This window comes from Solicola gregarius (assembly GCF_025790165.1).
Lineage (GTDB): Bacteria > Actinomycetota > Actinomycetes > Propionibacteriales > Nocardioidaceae > Solicola > Solicola gregarius.
The window spans coordinates 2,707,847-2,722,352 of sequence record NZ_CP094970.1; the positions used below are offsets into that span (position 1 = coordinate 2,707,847).

Annotated in this window: 14 protein-coding genes; 3 read left to right on the forward strand and 11 right to left on the reverse strand. The window is 68.8% G+C overall.

Annotation, left to right across the window (positions count from 1 at the left end):
- Positions 1-3: 3 nt before the first annotated feature.
- A complete protein-coding gene (fahA, locus tag L0C25_RS13345) occupies positions 4-1,227 on the reverse strand; it encodes a fumarylacetoacetase (RefSeq protein ID WP_271632143.1) in 1,224 nt (407 codons plus the stop codon).
- Positions 1,224-2,084 carry a hypothetical protein gene (locus tag L0C25_RS13350; protein ID WP_271632144.1) on the reverse strand — a complete coding sequence of 287 codons (861 nt, stop codon included), beginning with the start codon at positions 2,082-2,084 and terminating at the stop codon, positions 1,224-1,226. The genes fahA and L0C25_RS13350 overlap by 4 nt, the downstream gene beginning before the upstream one ends.
- Before the next feature lie 66 nt (positions 2,085-2,150).
- On the opposite strand from L0C25_RS13350, the gene L0C25_RS13355 reads away from it, so the two are divergent.
- The gene (locus tag L0C25_RS13355) at positions 2,151-3,395 is read left to right on the forward strand and encodes a homogentisate 1,2-dioxygenase (RefSeq protein ID WP_271632145.1); all 1,245 of its coding nucleotides are present in this window, start codon (positions 2,151-2,153) and stop codon (positions 3,393-3,395) included.
- An 81-nt stretch (positions 3,396-3,476) separates the two neighbouring features.
- On the opposite strand, the gene L0C25_RS13360 is transcribed toward L0C25_RS13355, so the two are convergent.
- The 5 genes from L0C25_RS13360 to L0C25_RS13380 all read right to left on the reverse strand — a co-directional run bounded on the left by L0C25_RS13360 (position 3,477) and on the right by L0C25_RS13380 (position 8,713).
- On the reverse strand, positions 3,477-4,562 hold the full coding sequence (locus L0C25_RS13360) for a Glu/Leu/Phe/Val dehydrogenase dimerization domain-containing protein (RefSeq protein WP_271632146.1): 1,086 nt from the start codon (positions 4,560-4,562) through the stop codon (positions 3,477-3,479).
- A gap of 163 nt (positions 4,563-4,725) precedes the next feature.
- Entirely contained in the window at positions 4,726-6,198 is a 1,473-nt protein-coding gene (locus L0C25_RS13365) for a sensor histidine kinase (RefSeq protein ID WP_271632147.1), read from the reverse strand.
- Positions 6,195-6,905 carry a response regulator transcription factor gene (locus tag L0C25_RS13370; protein ID WP_271632148.1) on the reverse strand — a complete coding sequence of 237 codons (711 nt, stop codon included), beginning with the start codon at positions 6,903-6,905 and terminating at the stop codon, positions 6,195-6,197. The genes L0C25_RS13365 and L0C25_RS13370 overlap by 4 nt, the downstream gene beginning before the upstream one ends.
- Positions 6,906-7,010: 105 nt before the next feature.
- A complete protein-coding gene (locus L0C25_RS13375) occupies positions 7,011-7,802 on the reverse strand; it encodes an ABC transporter permease (protein ID WP_271632149.1) in 792 nt (263 codons plus the stop codon).
- On the reverse strand, positions 7,799-8,713 hold the full coding sequence (locus L0C25_RS13380; protein WP_271632150.1) for an ABC transporter ATP-binding protein: 915 nt from the start codon (positions 8,711-8,713) through the stop codon (positions 7,799-7,801). The genes L0C25_RS13375 and L0C25_RS13380 overlap by 4 nt, the downstream gene beginning before the upstream one ends.
- Before the next feature lie 196 nt (positions 8,714-8,909).
- Between L0C25_RS13380 and L0C25_RS13385 the strand changes: the two genes are divergently transcribed.
- Positions 8,910-9,764: an AraC family transcriptional regulator gene (locus L0C25_RS13385; protein ID WP_271632151.1), complete on the forward strand. Its 855-nt coding sequence runs from the start codon at positions 8,910-8,912 to the stop codon at positions 9,762-9,764.
- On the opposite strand, the gene L0C25_RS13390 is transcribed toward L0C25_RS13385, so the two are convergent.
- The 4 genes from L0C25_RS13390 to L0C25_RS13405 all read right to left on the reverse strand — a co-directional run bounded on the left by L0C25_RS13390 (position 9,651) and on the right by L0C25_RS13405 (position 14,054).
- Complete coding sequence (locus tag L0C25_RS13390; protein WP_271632152.1) at positions 9,651-10,811, reverse strand: MFS transporter; 1,161 nt, start codon at positions 10,809-10,811, stop codon at positions 9,651-9,653. The genes L0C25_RS13385 and L0C25_RS13390 overlap by 114 nt on opposite strands.
- Before the next feature lie 76 nt (positions 10,812-10,887).
- Positions 10,888-11,796 (reverse strand): hypothetical protein, encoded by a 909-nt coding sequence (locus L0C25_RS13395; RefSeq protein WP_271632153.1) that lies wholly within the window; start codon positions 11,794-11,796, stop codon positions 10,888-10,890.
- Positions 11,797-11,801: 5 nt separating this feature from the next.
- Positions 11,802-13,217, reverse strand: a complete 1,416-nt coding sequence (locus L0C25_RS13400; RefSeq protein WP_271632154.1) for a glutamate decarboxylase — start codon at positions 13,215-13,217, stop codon at positions 11,802-11,804.
- A gap of 39 nt (positions 13,218-13,256) precedes the next feature.
- Positions 13,257-14,054 (reverse strand): bestrophin-like domain, encoded by a 798-nt coding sequence (locus L0C25_RS13405; protein ID WP_271632155.1) that lies wholly within the window; start codon positions 14,052-14,054, stop codon positions 13,257-13,259.
- A 183-nt stretch (positions 14,055-14,237) separates the two neighbouring features.
- Here L0C25_RS13405 and L0C25_RS13410 point away from each other — a divergent pair, with 183 nt between their 5' ends.
- Positions 14,238-14,447, forward strand: a complete 210-nt coding sequence (locus L0C25_RS13410) for a hypothetical protein (RefSeq protein ID WP_271632156.1) — start codon at positions 14,238-14,240, stop codon at positions 14,445-14,447.
- Positions 14,448-14,506 lie beyond the last annotated feature (59 nt).

Below are 14,506 nucleotides of genomic sequence, written 5' to 3' on the forward strand. Positions count from 1 at the left end.
GCGTCAGCGCGCCGCACCGATCCGGCCGCGTACCTCCGCGAGACCGACTCGGGTCCCGGTCGCGCCCGGGGCCGTGGCGGTCAGTACCACCTCGTCGCCGTCCTGCAGGAACGTGTGCTCGGTGCCGTCGTCGAGCCGGAACGGTTCACGACCGCCACCGGACAGCTCGAGCAGTGACCCGCGCTGACCGGGTCCGGGGCCGCTGATCGTCCCGGACGCGTACACGTCGCCGGTACGCACCGATGCGCCGTTCACCGTCAGGTGCGCGAGCATCTGGGCCGGTGACCAGTACATCGCGGCGTACGGTGTCCGGGCGACGGTCGTGCCGTTCAGCGCGACGGTGACGTCGATGTCGTACCCGGCGCGCCCACCCGTACGCAGGTAGTCGAGCGGGGACGGATCCTGCACCGGGAGATCGACGCGCGCCGCCTCCAGCGCCTCGAGCGGGGTGACCCACGCCGCGATGCTGGTCGCGAACGACTTGCCGAGGAACGGGCCGAGCGGCTGGGCCTCCCACCCCTGGATATCGCGCGCCGACCAGTCGTTCAGCAAGAACGCGCCGAAGACGTGGTCGGCGAAGGCCTCGGTCGGTACGCGCTCGCCATGGGCGCTCGGCGTACCGACGACGAACCCGAGCTCCGCCTCGATGTCGAGGCGCTGTGTCGGACCGAACGTCGGTGCGTCGTCGGCCGGCGGCTTGCGCTGACCCATCGGGCGTACGACGGTCGTGTCCGATGCCACGATGGTGCCGGATCGGCCGTGGTAGCCGATCGGGAGATGCCGCCAGTTCGGCAGCAGCGGCTCGGAGTCCGGCCGGAAGAACCGCCCCAGGTTGGTCGCGTGGTCGATCGACGCGTAGAAGTCGACGTAGTCGCCGATCTCGATCGGCAGGTGGGTGCGTACGTCGGCGAGCGGATACAGATGCGGCTCGACACCGGCCCGGTGGATGTCGTCGGTGAGGATCTCCATGAGCCACTCCCGCGCGATCCGCCACGCGTCGCGACCGAGGGCGAGGAACGGGTTGAGCGTCGGCGCGTCCCATGCGGCGGCGAGGTGCGGGCCGTCGCCGGGGTCGCCGCCGAGCGCCGCGACCGGGGCGACGTCGAGGGCGTACTCACCGATCCGTACCGCGACGCGGGGCGCTTCGCCGCCGCGCGAGACGACGCCGTACGGCAGGTTGTCGGTGTCGTACAGGCTGCCGGCAGCCCCCGGTACCCACGTCGTCATGCGATCAGCTCCATCTCGGTGAGGTCGGCGACGGGCTCGGCGATGCTGCAGCTGCCGAGTGAGGTGAACCAGCGACGCGCGGATGTTGCGGCGGAGTCGTCCCAACCACGGAGCTCGGCGGCGACCTGGTCGGCGTCTCGGACGGCGAGGAGCTGTTCGGCGTCCTCGGTGGTCGCGCCGTCGAACAGCGCCCGAGTCGCCAGCAGTACGTTGCAGAACCCATGCTGTTCGTAGCCGTGCTCGGCGTCGGTGTTGCGTACGGCGTGGTGCAGGCCCGCGGTGAGCTTGAACGCGCATTCGCGGTCGAGCGCCGCGTCGATGAACCTCGCGAGCTCCTGCTCCGACGGGTGCGCGTCGGGATGCTCGCCTCCCGTACGCAGCTTGAGCCGGTGTTCGGCGGCCGCGATCACGTCCAGCGCCTCCCACCACGAACCGGTTGGCTGCCGGTCGTACGTGCGTGGAACCTCGACGGCCGCGTACGCGCCGTCGGGTAGCTCGATCTCGAGCATCCGGACGATTCGCTCCGCGTTGCGGGCGAGGTCGTCCTCGTCGCGCAACGCGATCTCGACGGCGACGACGTCGACGTACTCATTGCTCGAGGCGTGCTGAACCGCCGGACCGATCGCGCCGGCTCCGCCGGTAACGATCAGGCCGACCTGCAGCGGTTCGGCGACGGACTCACCGAGCTCGCGGAGGTTGCGGTCGCTGCACAGCAGCGGGCCGACGAGCGGTGCGTACGTCGCGCGCTGGTGATCGTGGTGGGCGGTGATTGCTTGCGGGAGTGGGGCGTTTCCCGGTGGGAACATCGCGGCATCGTCGATGAGGCCGCACCAGAGCCCTTGCGCGTCGGTTGGCATCGGGTGCAGCATAGCGGGTATTCGGAAAACGGCGACCCGTGACCGATTAACGAACATGGAGAATCGATGGCCTTCTACAGGATGGTCGGGCGCGTCCCCGACAAGCGACACACCCAGTTTCGCGACGACGAGGGCAACCTCTATCGCGAGGAGCTGATGGGCGAGGAGGGCTTCTCCTCGGACTCGTCCCTGCTTTACCACAAGGGAGTGCCGTCGTCGCTGGTCGACTCGACCGTCTGGGAGCTCCCCGATCAGTCGCTGCAGAGCAACCATCCGCTGAAGGCCCGGCACCTCAAGCTGCACACGCTGTTCGACACCGATGGGCAGGAGTGGAAGTCGAACGACCCGGTGACCGATCGCCGGCTGGTGCTCGGCAACGGCGACGTACGCATCAGCTACGTCGTGGCCGGGTCGGCGTCGCCGTACTACCGCAACGCGATCGGTGACGAGTGCGTGTACGTCGAGAAGGGCGCGGGCACGGTCGAGACCGTGTTCGGCGTGCTGCCGGTACGCGAGGGCGACTACGTGATCGTCCCGCGGGCGACGACGCACCGGTGGGTGCCGGACGACTCGGCGGGCCCGCTGCGGGCGTACGCGATCGAGGGCAACAGTCACATCGCGCCGCCGAAGCGGTACCTGTCGAGGTACGGGCAGCTCCTCGAGCACGCGCCGTACTGCGAGCGCGACCTGCACGGGCCGACCGAACCGGTCGTCGTCGACGACACCGACGTGGAGGTGCTGGTCAAGCATCGGGTGTCGGGGATGCCGAACGGCGTCGGCGGCAGCAGGCTGGTGTACGCCACCCATCCGTTCGACGTGGTGGGCTGGGACGGCTGTCTCTACCCGTACACGTTCAACGTCGAGGACTTCATGCCGATCACCGGCAAGGTGCATCAGCCGCCGCCGGTCCACCAGGTCTTCGAGGGCTACAACTTCGTCGTCTGCAACTTCTGCCCGCGTAAGGTCGACTACCACCCGCTCGCGATCCCGGTGCCGTACTACCACTCCAACGTCGACTCCGACGAGGTGATGTTCTACGTTGCCGGCGACTACGAGGCGCGCAAGGGCACCGGCATCAACGTCGGGTCGATCTCGCTGCACCCCGGTGGGTACGCGCATGGTCCGCAGCCGAGCGCGATCGAGGGTTCGCTCGGCGCGGAGTACTTCGACGAGCTGGCCGTCATGGTCGACACGTTCCGCCCGCTGGAGCTGGGTGAGGCGGGGCGGGAGAGCGATGACGGCGCGTACGCCTGGACCTGGAGCGGTAGAGGGCCGCAGAACGGTGACCCGGGGACGTACTCCATCGGCTAGCGCCCCGTGGGCCGCACGTTCTGGTGGCGACACGCCGGCGGGTCGCGCAGAACTGTGCGGCCCACGGGGCCGGGGGTGCGGTTACGGGAGCCAGACGGAGCGGAGTCGGCCGACGTCGCGCATCCGCTGCTCCGCGAGCGTGTCCGCGGCGATCGACGGCGGCACCTTGTCCGCGTCCGCGCGACGGAGTACGTCGAGCGTCGTGTCGTAGATCTTCGCGGACCGCGACTTCGCGCGCTCGAAGGAGAAGCCCTCGAGCTCGTCGGCGACCTGGATCAGTCCGCCCGAGTTGACGCAGTAGTCGGGCGCGTACGTGATGCCGCGCTCGTCGAGGACCTTCTCGATGCCCGGATGCGCAAGCTGGTTGTTGGCCGCGCCGCAGACGATCTGCGCCTTGAGGACGTCGAGCGTCGCGTCGTCGAGTGCGCCGCCGAGGGCGCAGGGCGCGTACACGTCGAGATCCATCCGGACGAGCGCGTCGGTGTCGTCGACGGTCGTCGTCTCGGGATGCTCACCGACGACGCGCGTAATGGCGTCGGCGCTCACATCGGTGACGACCACCTTCGCGCCCTCCGCGGTCAGGTGGCTCACGAGGTGGTGTCCGACCTTGCCGACGCCGGCGACGCCGACCGTACGTCCCTCGAGCGACGGCGATCCCCAACGGTGCTTCGCCGATGCGCGCATGCCCTGGTATACGCCGAACGCGGTCAGGACCGACGAGTCACCGGCGCCACCGTGCTCGACCGTGCGTCCCGTGACGTACGAACACTCGCGCGCGATCACGTCCATGTCGGCGGAGGACGTACCGACGTCGCACGCGGTGTAGTAGCGACCGGCCAGCGACTGCACGAAGCGTCCGTACGCACGCAGCAGCGGCTCGGTCTTGTCGGTCTTCGGGTCTCCGATGATGACGGCCTTGCCGCCGCCGAGGTCGAGCCCGGCGAGCGCGGCCTTGTAGGCCATCCCCTGCGAGAGGTTGAGGACGTCCTCGATGGCGTCGTCCTCGCTGGCGTACGGGTAGAAGCGGGTGCCACCGAGCGATGGGCCGAGAGCGGTGGAGTAGACGGCGATGATCGCCTTCAGGCCCGAGTGCTCGTCGTGACAGAAGACGACTTGCTCGTGCCGGGTGCCACGGGAGAATACGGCGGATACTGGCCGGTCGGTCACGGTAGTGAACCTTCCTTGAGTTGTGGTCGGTGCCTGCGGGGGTGGTGCAGGTCACTTCCACTTTATGCCCGAAGCGTTCCGACGAACCTGTCGGTGTGGACGATTGATCTCGGCGGGCTTCGTCGGGGCGCTCGGCTCACCGCCCTGTGGTGGCGTTCGCCCCTCAGTCCTCGTGCAGCAGTGGCAGCACCAGTCGGAAGCGGGCGCCCGCGCCGAGAGCGGTGTCGAGTTCGACGTCACCACCGTGGGCTCGGGCGAGGGAGCGCGCGATAGAGAGCCCGAGTCCGGCGCTGGCACCGGCCGAGCGGTTCCGGGAGCGGTTGGCGCGATAGAAGCGGTCGAATGCACGACTCGCCTGCTCTGGCGCCATCCCTGGGCCGTCGTCGGCGACCTCGAGTACCGCGCGACCGTCGAGCGCACCGACACCGATTCGAACCGCGGTGCCCGGCGGAGTGTGGGCAGCGGCGTTGCCCACGAAGTTCGTGACGACCTGCCGCAGCCGCGCCTCATCGGCGTCGACCGGCGCGGCACCCGGTTGCCCGCTGCCGTTCAGCCCGGTCAGCCCGGTCAGCTCGACCGGGCGCGACGGGTCGAGGGTGTGGAGGTCGTGCCTGGCGTCGTTGGCGAGCGTACGAAGGTCCATCGGCGCCCGGTCGAGCTGTCCCTCGGGGGCCTCGTCGAGCTGGGCGAGCAGCAGCAGGTCCTCGGTGAGTGCATTGAGCCGGGTGGCCTCGCGGTCGATCCGGTCCATCGCCTCGTCGATGTCGGCCCGCTCGGTCAGCGCGCCCATCCGGTAGAGCTCGGTCGAGCCCTTGATGCCGACGAGTGGGGTACGAAGTTCATGGCTCACGTCGGCGAGGAAGGTGCGCATCCGCGTCTCCGACGCGGCTTGGTCGGTGAACGCCCGGTCGAGCTGGCCGAGCATGGTGTTGAGCGACCCGGCGAGGCGCCCGATCTCGGTGCTCGGCGGCGCGAGCGCAGGCACCCGCTCCGTGAGGTCGCCATCCGCGATCGCCGCGGCAGTGCGCTCGATCCGGCGTAGCGGCCGCAGCCCGCGACCGAGCGCGAACCAGCCGACCACGGTCAGCACAATGAGAACGACCACCCCGCCGATCATGCTGGCGGCGCGCAGCCGGTCCATGGTCGCGTCCGCCTCGATCATCGGGGTGGCCGCGACCACCGTCCCGTCCCGTCCGGTCGTCGGATGCCCGACGGCACGCCATCGGCCGGAGCCGTCCGCAGCGGCCACGTCCACGGCCGCGCCGTCGTCGTCGATTGCGCGCAGTTCGTCGTGCGACGGCAACGATTCCGCGTCGAGCGTCGGCGCGTGAACGTCGGTCGTCACGTTCCCGTGCTCATCGAAGTAGACGAGGTACGGGACGCCGAGCGCCTCGAGCCCGGACTCGAGGAGTTCAGGACGATCGACCGACGACTCGATCTCGTCCGGCGTGGCCTCCGGTACGCGGGAGATGATCGTCGTGACCGAGTCCAACTGGTCGTCCACCTGTTCCACCTGATACGTCTCCAGCCGGTTGGTGACGATCGCGCTGATCAGGCTCAGCCCCACCAGCAGCAGGACGGCTGTCATCACCAGCAACCGGGCGCGCAGCGACAGCCGGCCGAGCAACCGCCTCACCGTGGGGGCTCCCGCATCACGTAGCCGACACCGTGCACCGTGTGGATGAGCTTGGGCTCCTCGGCGTCGACCTTGCGGCGCAGATAGGAGATGTAGGTGTCGACGATGCTCGCGTCTCCGCCGAAGTCGTACTGCCACACGCGGTCCAGGATCTGCGCCTTCGACACCACCCTTCCGGCGTTCTCCATCAGGTACCGCAACAGCCGGAACTCGGTCGGTGACACGCGTACGGGCTCGCCGGACCGTGTCACCTGGTGCCCGTCAGCATCGAGCGCGAGCGGGCCGACCGTCAGTACGTCGCTCCCGTTCGAGGTAGTACGACGCAGGATGGCGCGGATCCGGGCGATCAGCTCCTCCAGGTCGAACGGCTTCGTCACGTAGTCGTCGGCGCCGAGTGAGAGCCCGGTGATCTTGTCGGCCCGACCGTCGCGCGCGGTGAGGAAGAGGACCGGCACGGGCCCTCGGGTGCCGCCCGTACGCTGCTCGCGTAGCCGCCGCACCACCTCGAAGCCGTCCGTATCGGGCAGCATGACGTCGAGGAGCACCAGATCGGGTGGCGCCTCCGCAGCGGCGGCAACCGCCTCGCCGCCAGTCGCAGCGGAGATCACCTCGAAACCGGCAAACCGCAGCGTCGCCGACAACAGCTCCCGCACCGTGGCCTCGTCATCCACGACCAGCAGCCGCCCGGCACCCTCGGCGGCTGTCACTCTCTCCCGTCCTTCCACATGGCACAGCGTACGGAGAGGCGGCTCCGCAGGGGTGTACGGCGAAGCCCCCCGCACCCCGCCGAACGCCTCCGCAAGAGCCCCGCCTCACACGTCGCGACGCCGGAAGACGACGAACGCGGCGACGAGCACGGCGGCGACTCCGAGGCACATTCCCCCGAGGTTCAGCCATGGATGCGGGTAGTCCGGATTCGGAACTGTCTCGAAGATCGCGGCCGCGCCGGCGGTCGGCCAGAAGTCGATGAGGCCCTGCAGCCACGACGGGAGGAGCTCGGAGAGTGCCGGTACGAGGAAGACGATCCCCACGACCGTGGCAAGCGCGCCTGCGGTCGCCCGCATGATCGTGCCGAGGCCGATCGACAGCAGCGCGATCGCCGCCAGATAGATCCCGCCACCCACGAGGGCCGCGATAACGCCGGAGTCGCCCAGGGACGCGTAAGGCACGTCCTGTCCGGACAGCAACGCCTGCCCGAGGACGAACGACGCGAACATCAGCACCTGCCCGGCAACCATCGCGATCGCGGCCGCCACGACGACCTTGGCGGCCAACAATTGGTCGCGCCGGGGAGTCGCAACCAGGGTCGTCTGCATCAGGCCAGTCGCGTACTCCGAGGTGACGACCAGGATCCCGAGTACGCCGATGATCAGTTGGGCGACGATGTACGACGTCAGACTGAGGTTGGTCGGATCCCAGCTCGCCTTGTCGCCCGGGTCGTACTCCGACCCGATCGAGCCCATGTTGAGCCCGGTGATGCCGAGTGCGACCACGAAGAGACCGGCCAGCGTGTACCAGGTCGAGCGGAGGCTGCGAAGCTTGATCCATTCCGCATGCAGCGCATGGCCGAAGGTCGGTTTCGATGCAACGGTGGTCGTACTCATGCGACCGCCCCTTCGTACTCGACGCTGTCCTTCGTCAGCTGCATGAACGCGTCCTCGAGCGACGGCCGCTGCGGAGTCAGCTCGCTGAGAGTGACGTCATGGTACGACGCGAGCTCGCCGATCTCCGCTGCCGTCATGCCGGAGATGACGAGAGACGACTCGAGTCCTTCGCGTACGTCGGCGCCGGCGTCGGTCAGCCGAAGCGCGAACATGTCTCGGTCGCGCGTACGTACGAGCACCGTGCCCTCGCCGTTGTCGCGCAGGAACTCGCTCATGCTGGTGTCGGCGATGAGCCGGCCGCGGCCGATGACGACCAGATGATCGGCGGTTTGGGCCATCTCGCTCATCAGGTGGCTGGAGACGAGCACCGCCCGTCCCTCACCCGCGAGCGAACGCATGAAGTCGCGGATCCAGCGGATCCCCTCCGGATCGAGCCCGTTCACGGGCTCGTCGAAGATCAGCACCTGCGGGTCGCCGAGCAGCGTTGCCGCGATGCCGAGTCGCTGTCGCATGCCGAGCGAGAACCCGCCGGCCCGTTTTCCTGCGACCGCCTCGATCCCGGTCCGCGCGAGCGCATCGTCGACCCGGCGGGTCGGGAGCCCGTTGCTCACCGCGAGTGCCAGGAGATGGTCGTACGCCTTGCGGCCGCCGTGTACGGCGCCGGCGTCGAGCAGCGCGCCCACCTCGGTCAACGGCACCGGGATGTCGGCGTACCTGCGGCCGCCGATCGTCGCGGACCCTTCGGTCGGGGCCGCCAACCCGAGGATCATCTTCATGGTCGTGGACTTGCCGGCCCCGTTCGGGCCGAGGAATCCGGTGACCTGCCCGGCCTCGACAGTGAACGACAGGTCGTCGACAACGGTGTCCGGCCCGTACCTCTTGGTCAGGCCTCGTACGTCAATGTGTGCCATGAGGCGAGGGTGCCGGGCGCTCCTGTCCGGTCTCTGGGAGGTTCTGGGAGAACTCTGGGAGTCTGGGGCGCCGGCCGCTCACACCGACCGGTCGACGCCGCCAGCACACAGAGAACCCTCGGACGAACTCCCCTCGACGGCGGTCCGTGCGAGGCCGGGAGGGAATGTCTCGTCCGGTACGACGGTTTCGGTCCTTATGGAATGGGAGCTGGACGTCATGTGGCGCGAGCGGCTGCCCGCGGGACTCGCGATGACCGATCCGACCGCCCGATGGGCGTACGTGTTGGAAGGTGAGGTGGTCCTCGAGACCGCCGGTTCGCGGGCGACGCTCGGGGCCGGTGACGCCGCGCTCGTCGATCAGCGCACTGCGTACCGCCTGACCGCAGCCGCCGACAGCGAGGTCGTGCACGCGGACCTCCGTCACGTCGTGCCCTCGCCCCCGTTGCCGAGCCCTCTCGTCGTCACCGGGTTCCGGAGCCAGCATCCCGGCGTCGCCGAGTTGGTCGGCGGCTGCCCGCTGGACGCGGGATGCCGCTCGACGCTGTTCGCGGTGAGCTATGCCGGGCTCGTGGGAGCGGCGATGACCTCGTCGTGGCTCGCGGCCGACGAACACAACGGCGACTCTGCCGACGCCGAGGTCGCCGACGTACTCGCGGCGCTGGCGTCGCGGCCAGGAGAGTCGTGGACCCTCGACCGGATGGCAGACCTTGTCCACCTGTCGCGCTCCGCGTTGACCGATCGCTTCCGCCGTACGGTCGGACGCAGCCCGATGCAACTGCTGCGCGAGGTACGTATGCAGCAGGCGCGCAAGCTGCTCGGCGAACCATCGGTGCCGGTGACCCGAATCGCGTTCGAGGTCGGGTACGGGTCGGTGGCCGCATTCAGCCGAGCCTTCGCCGCCCAGCATGGTGAGTCGCCGCAGGCCTGGCGGGTCGACTCAGTCGCGGGGAACGCGGAGCAGTGCCCAGACCAGGCCGGCCGCAGCCGCGGCGACCGCGCCGACGAACAGCGGCGTACGTATGCCGAACCCGTCCAGCAGCGCCCCGCCTAGCGCCGACCCGACCGTGATCGCCACCTGGAATGCCGTCACCTGCAGCGACATCGCGGACTCGGCCCGTTCTGGCTCGACACGCGTCACCCACAGCTGGGTGGCGACGGGCACCGCGTTGAACGAGACTCCCCACAGCGCGATCGCGACGGCGAGTACGAGGGTGGAGTCCGCGGTCGCCGTGAGCAGTAGGCCGAGCGCGAGCACGATGGGCGTCACGGCCGCCAACCCACGCAGCCGGTGTGCGAGCGCTCCTGCGGCGACCGTTCCCGCGACGCCGGCGATGCCCCACAACAACAGCAGCCACGTCGTAGCCGATGGCTCGATGCGCTCGATCGCGACCCGGATGTAGGGGTACGCGGCGAAGTTGCCGAACGCGACGAGGACGACGGCCGCGACGCCGGCCATCAGCCGCCGGTTGGCCAGCGCGCCGCGCATCATCCGCAGGCCAGCGCTCGGATCCGGCGGTATCGGCGGAAGGGCTGCCGCGACGGCGACGGCGGCGAGGGCAGAAAGGGCGGCCGCGCCCGCGAACGACGTACGCCAGCCGACCTCGTCGCCGATGAGCGACGCGACAGGTATGCCGAGCACCGTTGCGAAGCTGACGCCGAACGCGAGGGCGGCCGACACCACGTTGTCTCGGCCCGGTACGGCATGAGTGCCGGCGCCGAACGCGAACGACCAGTACCCGGCGATCGCAACCCCCAGGAGCAGCCGACCGAGAAGCAGGACGGCGAAGTCGGGCGCGGCCACGACGGCGAGGTTCGCGACCGCGGCGGCCGCGAGCAGACCGACGAGCACGATGCGACGGTCGGCGCGCGGAAGCACCACTGCGATGCTCGGAGCTGTGATCGCGCCCGCGATCGCCGTGGCGGCCACCGCCAACCCGGCCGTACCCTCGCTCACGCCGACGTCGGCCGCGAGCGCAGGTAACACGCTTGCAGGCAGGAACTCGCTCGCGACGAGCATTCCGATCCCGAACGCGAGTGCGACGATCGGCGTCCACGACGTCGCCGGCGGGCGTACCTGGGCAGAGGTCTCGGCAGTCACGGATCAAGTGTGGGCACCCGCGTACGTCACCTGGTTGATGATGCGGCGGACACCGTTGATCCATCGGCCGAGTCCGCTACGTCGCCTCGTCGACTGTCGCGTCGTGCGCGGACTCGACCGGAAGGAGTACAGCGCCGAGAAGGAAGCAGATCGCACCGGTGAAGGTGCCGAGGTTGACCAGGGCGATGTTCGCCGGTTCGCCGGTCGAGGGGACGTACCGGGATCCGACGGCCGCAGCGCCGAAGGCGACCGAGCCGGCGAGGTTCAGCACGCAGATCCGCCACCCGACCGATCTGTCCGATCGCGGCAACAGACCCGGGTTCACCTCCGTGTACGCCAGCCAGCTCGCAACCAGGAAGCAGATCGACCCGGCGAGGTCCGGGGTCCAGATCACGTGCACCTCCCGATCCACGGACAGATCCGACCTCGTCGCGGCGAACGTGCTGACGTTGAAGCACACCGTCCCGATGAGCTGGATCATGCACGCCCACCAGGCGATGCGTCTCGGCTTCCAGCCGACGAGCGTACGAAGCGGACCCGGGCGCGCGGAGTCGACCAGGACGCCCTCCGGAGCCGCCAACGTCTCGCGGTACTGCAGGTAGGCAGCCGAGGTGAACGGGATCGACCCGATGAAGAATGTCCACGCGGTGACGGACGGGTCGACCCTGGTGAAGTACAGCGGAAGCGAGCCGAGAGCGAAGCAGACCGCCCCTATCCCGAACAGGGCGCCCATCCACCGGCTCGTCGGGCTGGACGCGCCCGAGCCCAGGCCGATCCGAGTCCCGATGTGGTGTCGGCGCGCCGGTCGCAGGCCGAGGGCCTTGCGATGCCGCCGCGACGTCCACTCGACCCGTCGCCCGTCGGGGCGCTCGAGGACGACGTGCGTCACGAATCCGAGCGGCCCCGATCGGCGTACGACGTGCCAGCCCTCCGGAAGGTGGGTGACCCCGGGTGGCGGCGTACGTCCCGCCATGGCTGGTTCCATCGGAGTCAGCTGACGAAACCCGTACGTGCCTTGCCGTGCGCGGCCGACTTCTCCGGCGCGGTCCACAGGTCGGGCTTGGACGTCTCGCGGGGGGCCGGACGCTCGGCGGCCAGGGCTTCGTACGCATGGTCGAGGTCGCGGAGCAGCATGTCGACCATCTGCCGACTGAGGTCGAGGCGTACGACGATCCGCATCAGGTGCACATGCTCCGCATTCGGCGGAAGGCTGTACGCGGGGACGATCCAGCCGTTCTCGCGGAGCCGGGCGGACAGGTGGTACACGTCGAACCCGGGATCCCCACGAAGGGTGAAGGTCACGACCGGCTCGGCGAGACCCGGATTGAGGATGTCGTACTTGCCGGTGGCCTCGAGGGTCTCGTTGATGTGCTGGGCGTTCGCGGTCATATTCGCCACGATCGAGGCGTACCCCGCGCGACCGAGCCGGATGAAGGAGTACATCTGTGCCTGGATCATCGCCGACCCGCGCGAGAAGTTGAACGTGTATGTCGGCTGCGCCCCGCCGAGATAGTTGACGCTGAACACGAGGTCCTCGGGCAGCTTCGTGGCGTCCCGGAAGATCAGCCAGCCGACGCCTGGGTAGACGAGGCCGTACTTGTGCCCGGACACATTGATCGACGCGACCTGCTCGAGACGGAAGTCCCACTTGCGCTCGGGTTCTGAGAACGGCGCGATGAAGCCGCCGCTCGCCCCGTCCACGTGTAGGGGAATGTCCCAGCCACGGGTGTTCTTGACCCGTACGAGCATCTCGTCGATCTCCTCGATCGGGTCGGACTCGCCGATATGGGTCGTACCGAGCACGGCGCCGACGGCGATGGTGTTCTCGTCGAGACGTTCCTCGACGTCGGCGGCGCTGATCACGAATCGGTCGGGCTGCATCGGGATCTTGCGCATCTCGACGTCGAAGTAGTTTGCGAACTTGTCCCACACCACGTGGGTCTCGGCTCCGTACACGATGTTCGGTCGGTCGACGGAGAGGCCTGCGGCCTCGCGTCGGTGGCGCCAGCTGCGTTTGTGCGCCAGGAGACCGAGCATGATCGCCTCGGACGATCCGATCGTCCCCACGCCGACGACCTTGGCGGGATCGGGTGCGTTGAACAGGTCGCCGAGCATGTGCACACAACCCTCCTCGACGAGCGACGCGGCGGGGTACTCCTCGTGGTCGATGTGGTTCTTGCGCAGGCTGTCGTGAATGAGCGTCTCGGCCTGTGGCTCCATCCAGGTCGTCACGAACGAGGCCAGATTCAGGGTTTCGCGGCCGTCCAGCATGAGCCCCGTGTGCAGCAGTTCGTACGCCTCATCGGGGTCCATCGACTCCTCGGGGAACTGGAACGGATCGATATGCGTCCGGAAGCCCTTGCGGCCGTGGATCGGGGTCGCGTCGTCGCTGTTGGTGTTGCTCATGTCGGTCTCCTGGGTCTGCTGCGGTCGGTACGAGAACGGTTAGTCGCCGCACGATGCAGCGATGCCGGGTGGAGCAGTGCTCTCCATTCCTGCGGTGGTCTGCTCGATGAGCTTAGGACTCACGCGGCCGGTGCCCTGCCCGAATGGCTGGCTCAGCGCGGCGACGATCAGGATCATCACGACCGTGAACGCCGTCGCCATCGAGACCAGGAACGCCTGGGTGCGCGGCCGTGCCGGATAGGTGACGACGAAGATCAGCGTGATCACGAACGCGCCGCCACCGAGCAACAGAATCCACAGCAGGACGGGCACCTGGGTCTCCGCGGCCACGAGTCTGGTCTCGCGTGCCGTCGAGATGCTGCCGACCTGGGAGACGAGGTTGGTTGCCGTCCCGGAATGCAGCGCGCCCACCGGTTGTCGGTCGTCACGCCCCACGGAGGCCACCAGGTCGTGGAAGGCCGCGTCCACCTCCGGGGCCGGCTCATGGTCGATCATCGCCGGCCAGTCGTACGTCGGAACCGCACGCGCGTAGCAGATCAGCGCGCTCTGGATTCCCGCCTTGGACTCGGGGAACAGCTCCGCCTGCTCGTACGCCGTGCCGATCGAGGTCGCCTCGTCGCCGACGGCCCCGCGGGCGTCGGCAACCTGGCCGAACAGGAAGATGATCGAGAATCCGACCACGACGCCGTACGCGGTGGCGACGTACGACAGCGTCGCCGCCCACGAGCCGTGGTCGATCGTCGTGCTCCCGAGTGCGCGGCGCACTAGAACGCATGCCACGGCGATGACCGCGGCGACGGCAACGATCAGGACCATGTTCTGCCACGGCTCACTCACGTGGACACGCCCTCCGGCGCGATGACGTACGGCAACGGAGACTCCTGAAGCATCAGGGATGCTGGATTTCGAGCGTTGCAAGGCGGCGCGACCGATGCATCGTCCTCCCTGGACGATCCGACGGCCTGCGTCCAGGTTGCATGCTGGTCGGGTGGCACTGCTCCGCACGGATTTCTGGTCGTGATGGCGCGTACGTATGAGATCGTCGTCACCGGAACCGCCAGCCCCCTGGTTCGGGCCGCGTTCGAGGAGTTCGACGTCGACGAGCTCGAGGGCGGCCGTATCCGGCTGGTCGGGGTAGTCGCCGACGAGGCGGCTCTGCACGGCGTCCTGCACCGTATGCAGGACCTTCGGCTGGCGATCCTCGAGCTCCGGCGGCTCGAGGAAGATTGACGAATACGCGTCGCCGTCGGCGACGATCTGTCACTCTGATGGAGTGCCGGCGCCGTACG

Bases quoted from the DNA above. Each gene is read 5' to 3' on its own strand.
- L0C25_RS13375 (WP_271632149.1), bottom strand. From the start codon at position 7,802: ATGAGTACGACCACCGTTGCATCGAAACCGACCTTCGGCCATGCGCTG.
- L0C25_RS13410 (WP_271632156.1), top strand. From the start codon at position 14,238: ATGGCGCGTACGTATGAGATCGTCGTCACCGGAACCGCCAGCCCCCTG.
- L0C25_RS13395 (WP_271632153.1), bottom strand. From the start codon at position 11,796: ATGGAACCAGCCATGGCGGGACGTACGCCGCCACCCGGGGTCACCCAC.
- L0C25_RS13385 (WP_271632151.1), top strand. From the start codon at position 8,910: ATGGAATGGGAGCTGGACGTCATGTGGCGCGAGCGGCTGCCCGCGGGA.
- L0C25_RS13355 (WP_271632145.1), top strand. From the start codon at position 2,151: ATGGCCTTCTACAGGATGGTCGGGCGCGTCCCCGACAAGCGACACACC.
- L0C25_RS13380 (WP_271632150.1), bottom strand. From the start codon at position 8,713: ATGGCACACATTGACGTACGAGGCCTGACCAAGAGGTACGGGCCGGAC.
- L0C25_RS13350 (WP_271632144.1), bottom strand. From the start codon at position 2,084: ATGCCAACCGACGCGCAAGGGCTCTGGTGCGGCCTCATCGACGATGCC.
- L0C25_RS13400 (WP_271632154.1), bottom strand. From the start codon at position 13,217: ATGAGCAACACCAACAGCGACGACGCGACCCCGATCCACGGCCGCAAG.
- fahA (WP_271632143.1), bottom strand. From the start codon at position 1,227: ATGACGACGTGGGTACCGGGGGCTGCCGGCAGCCTGTACGACACCGAC.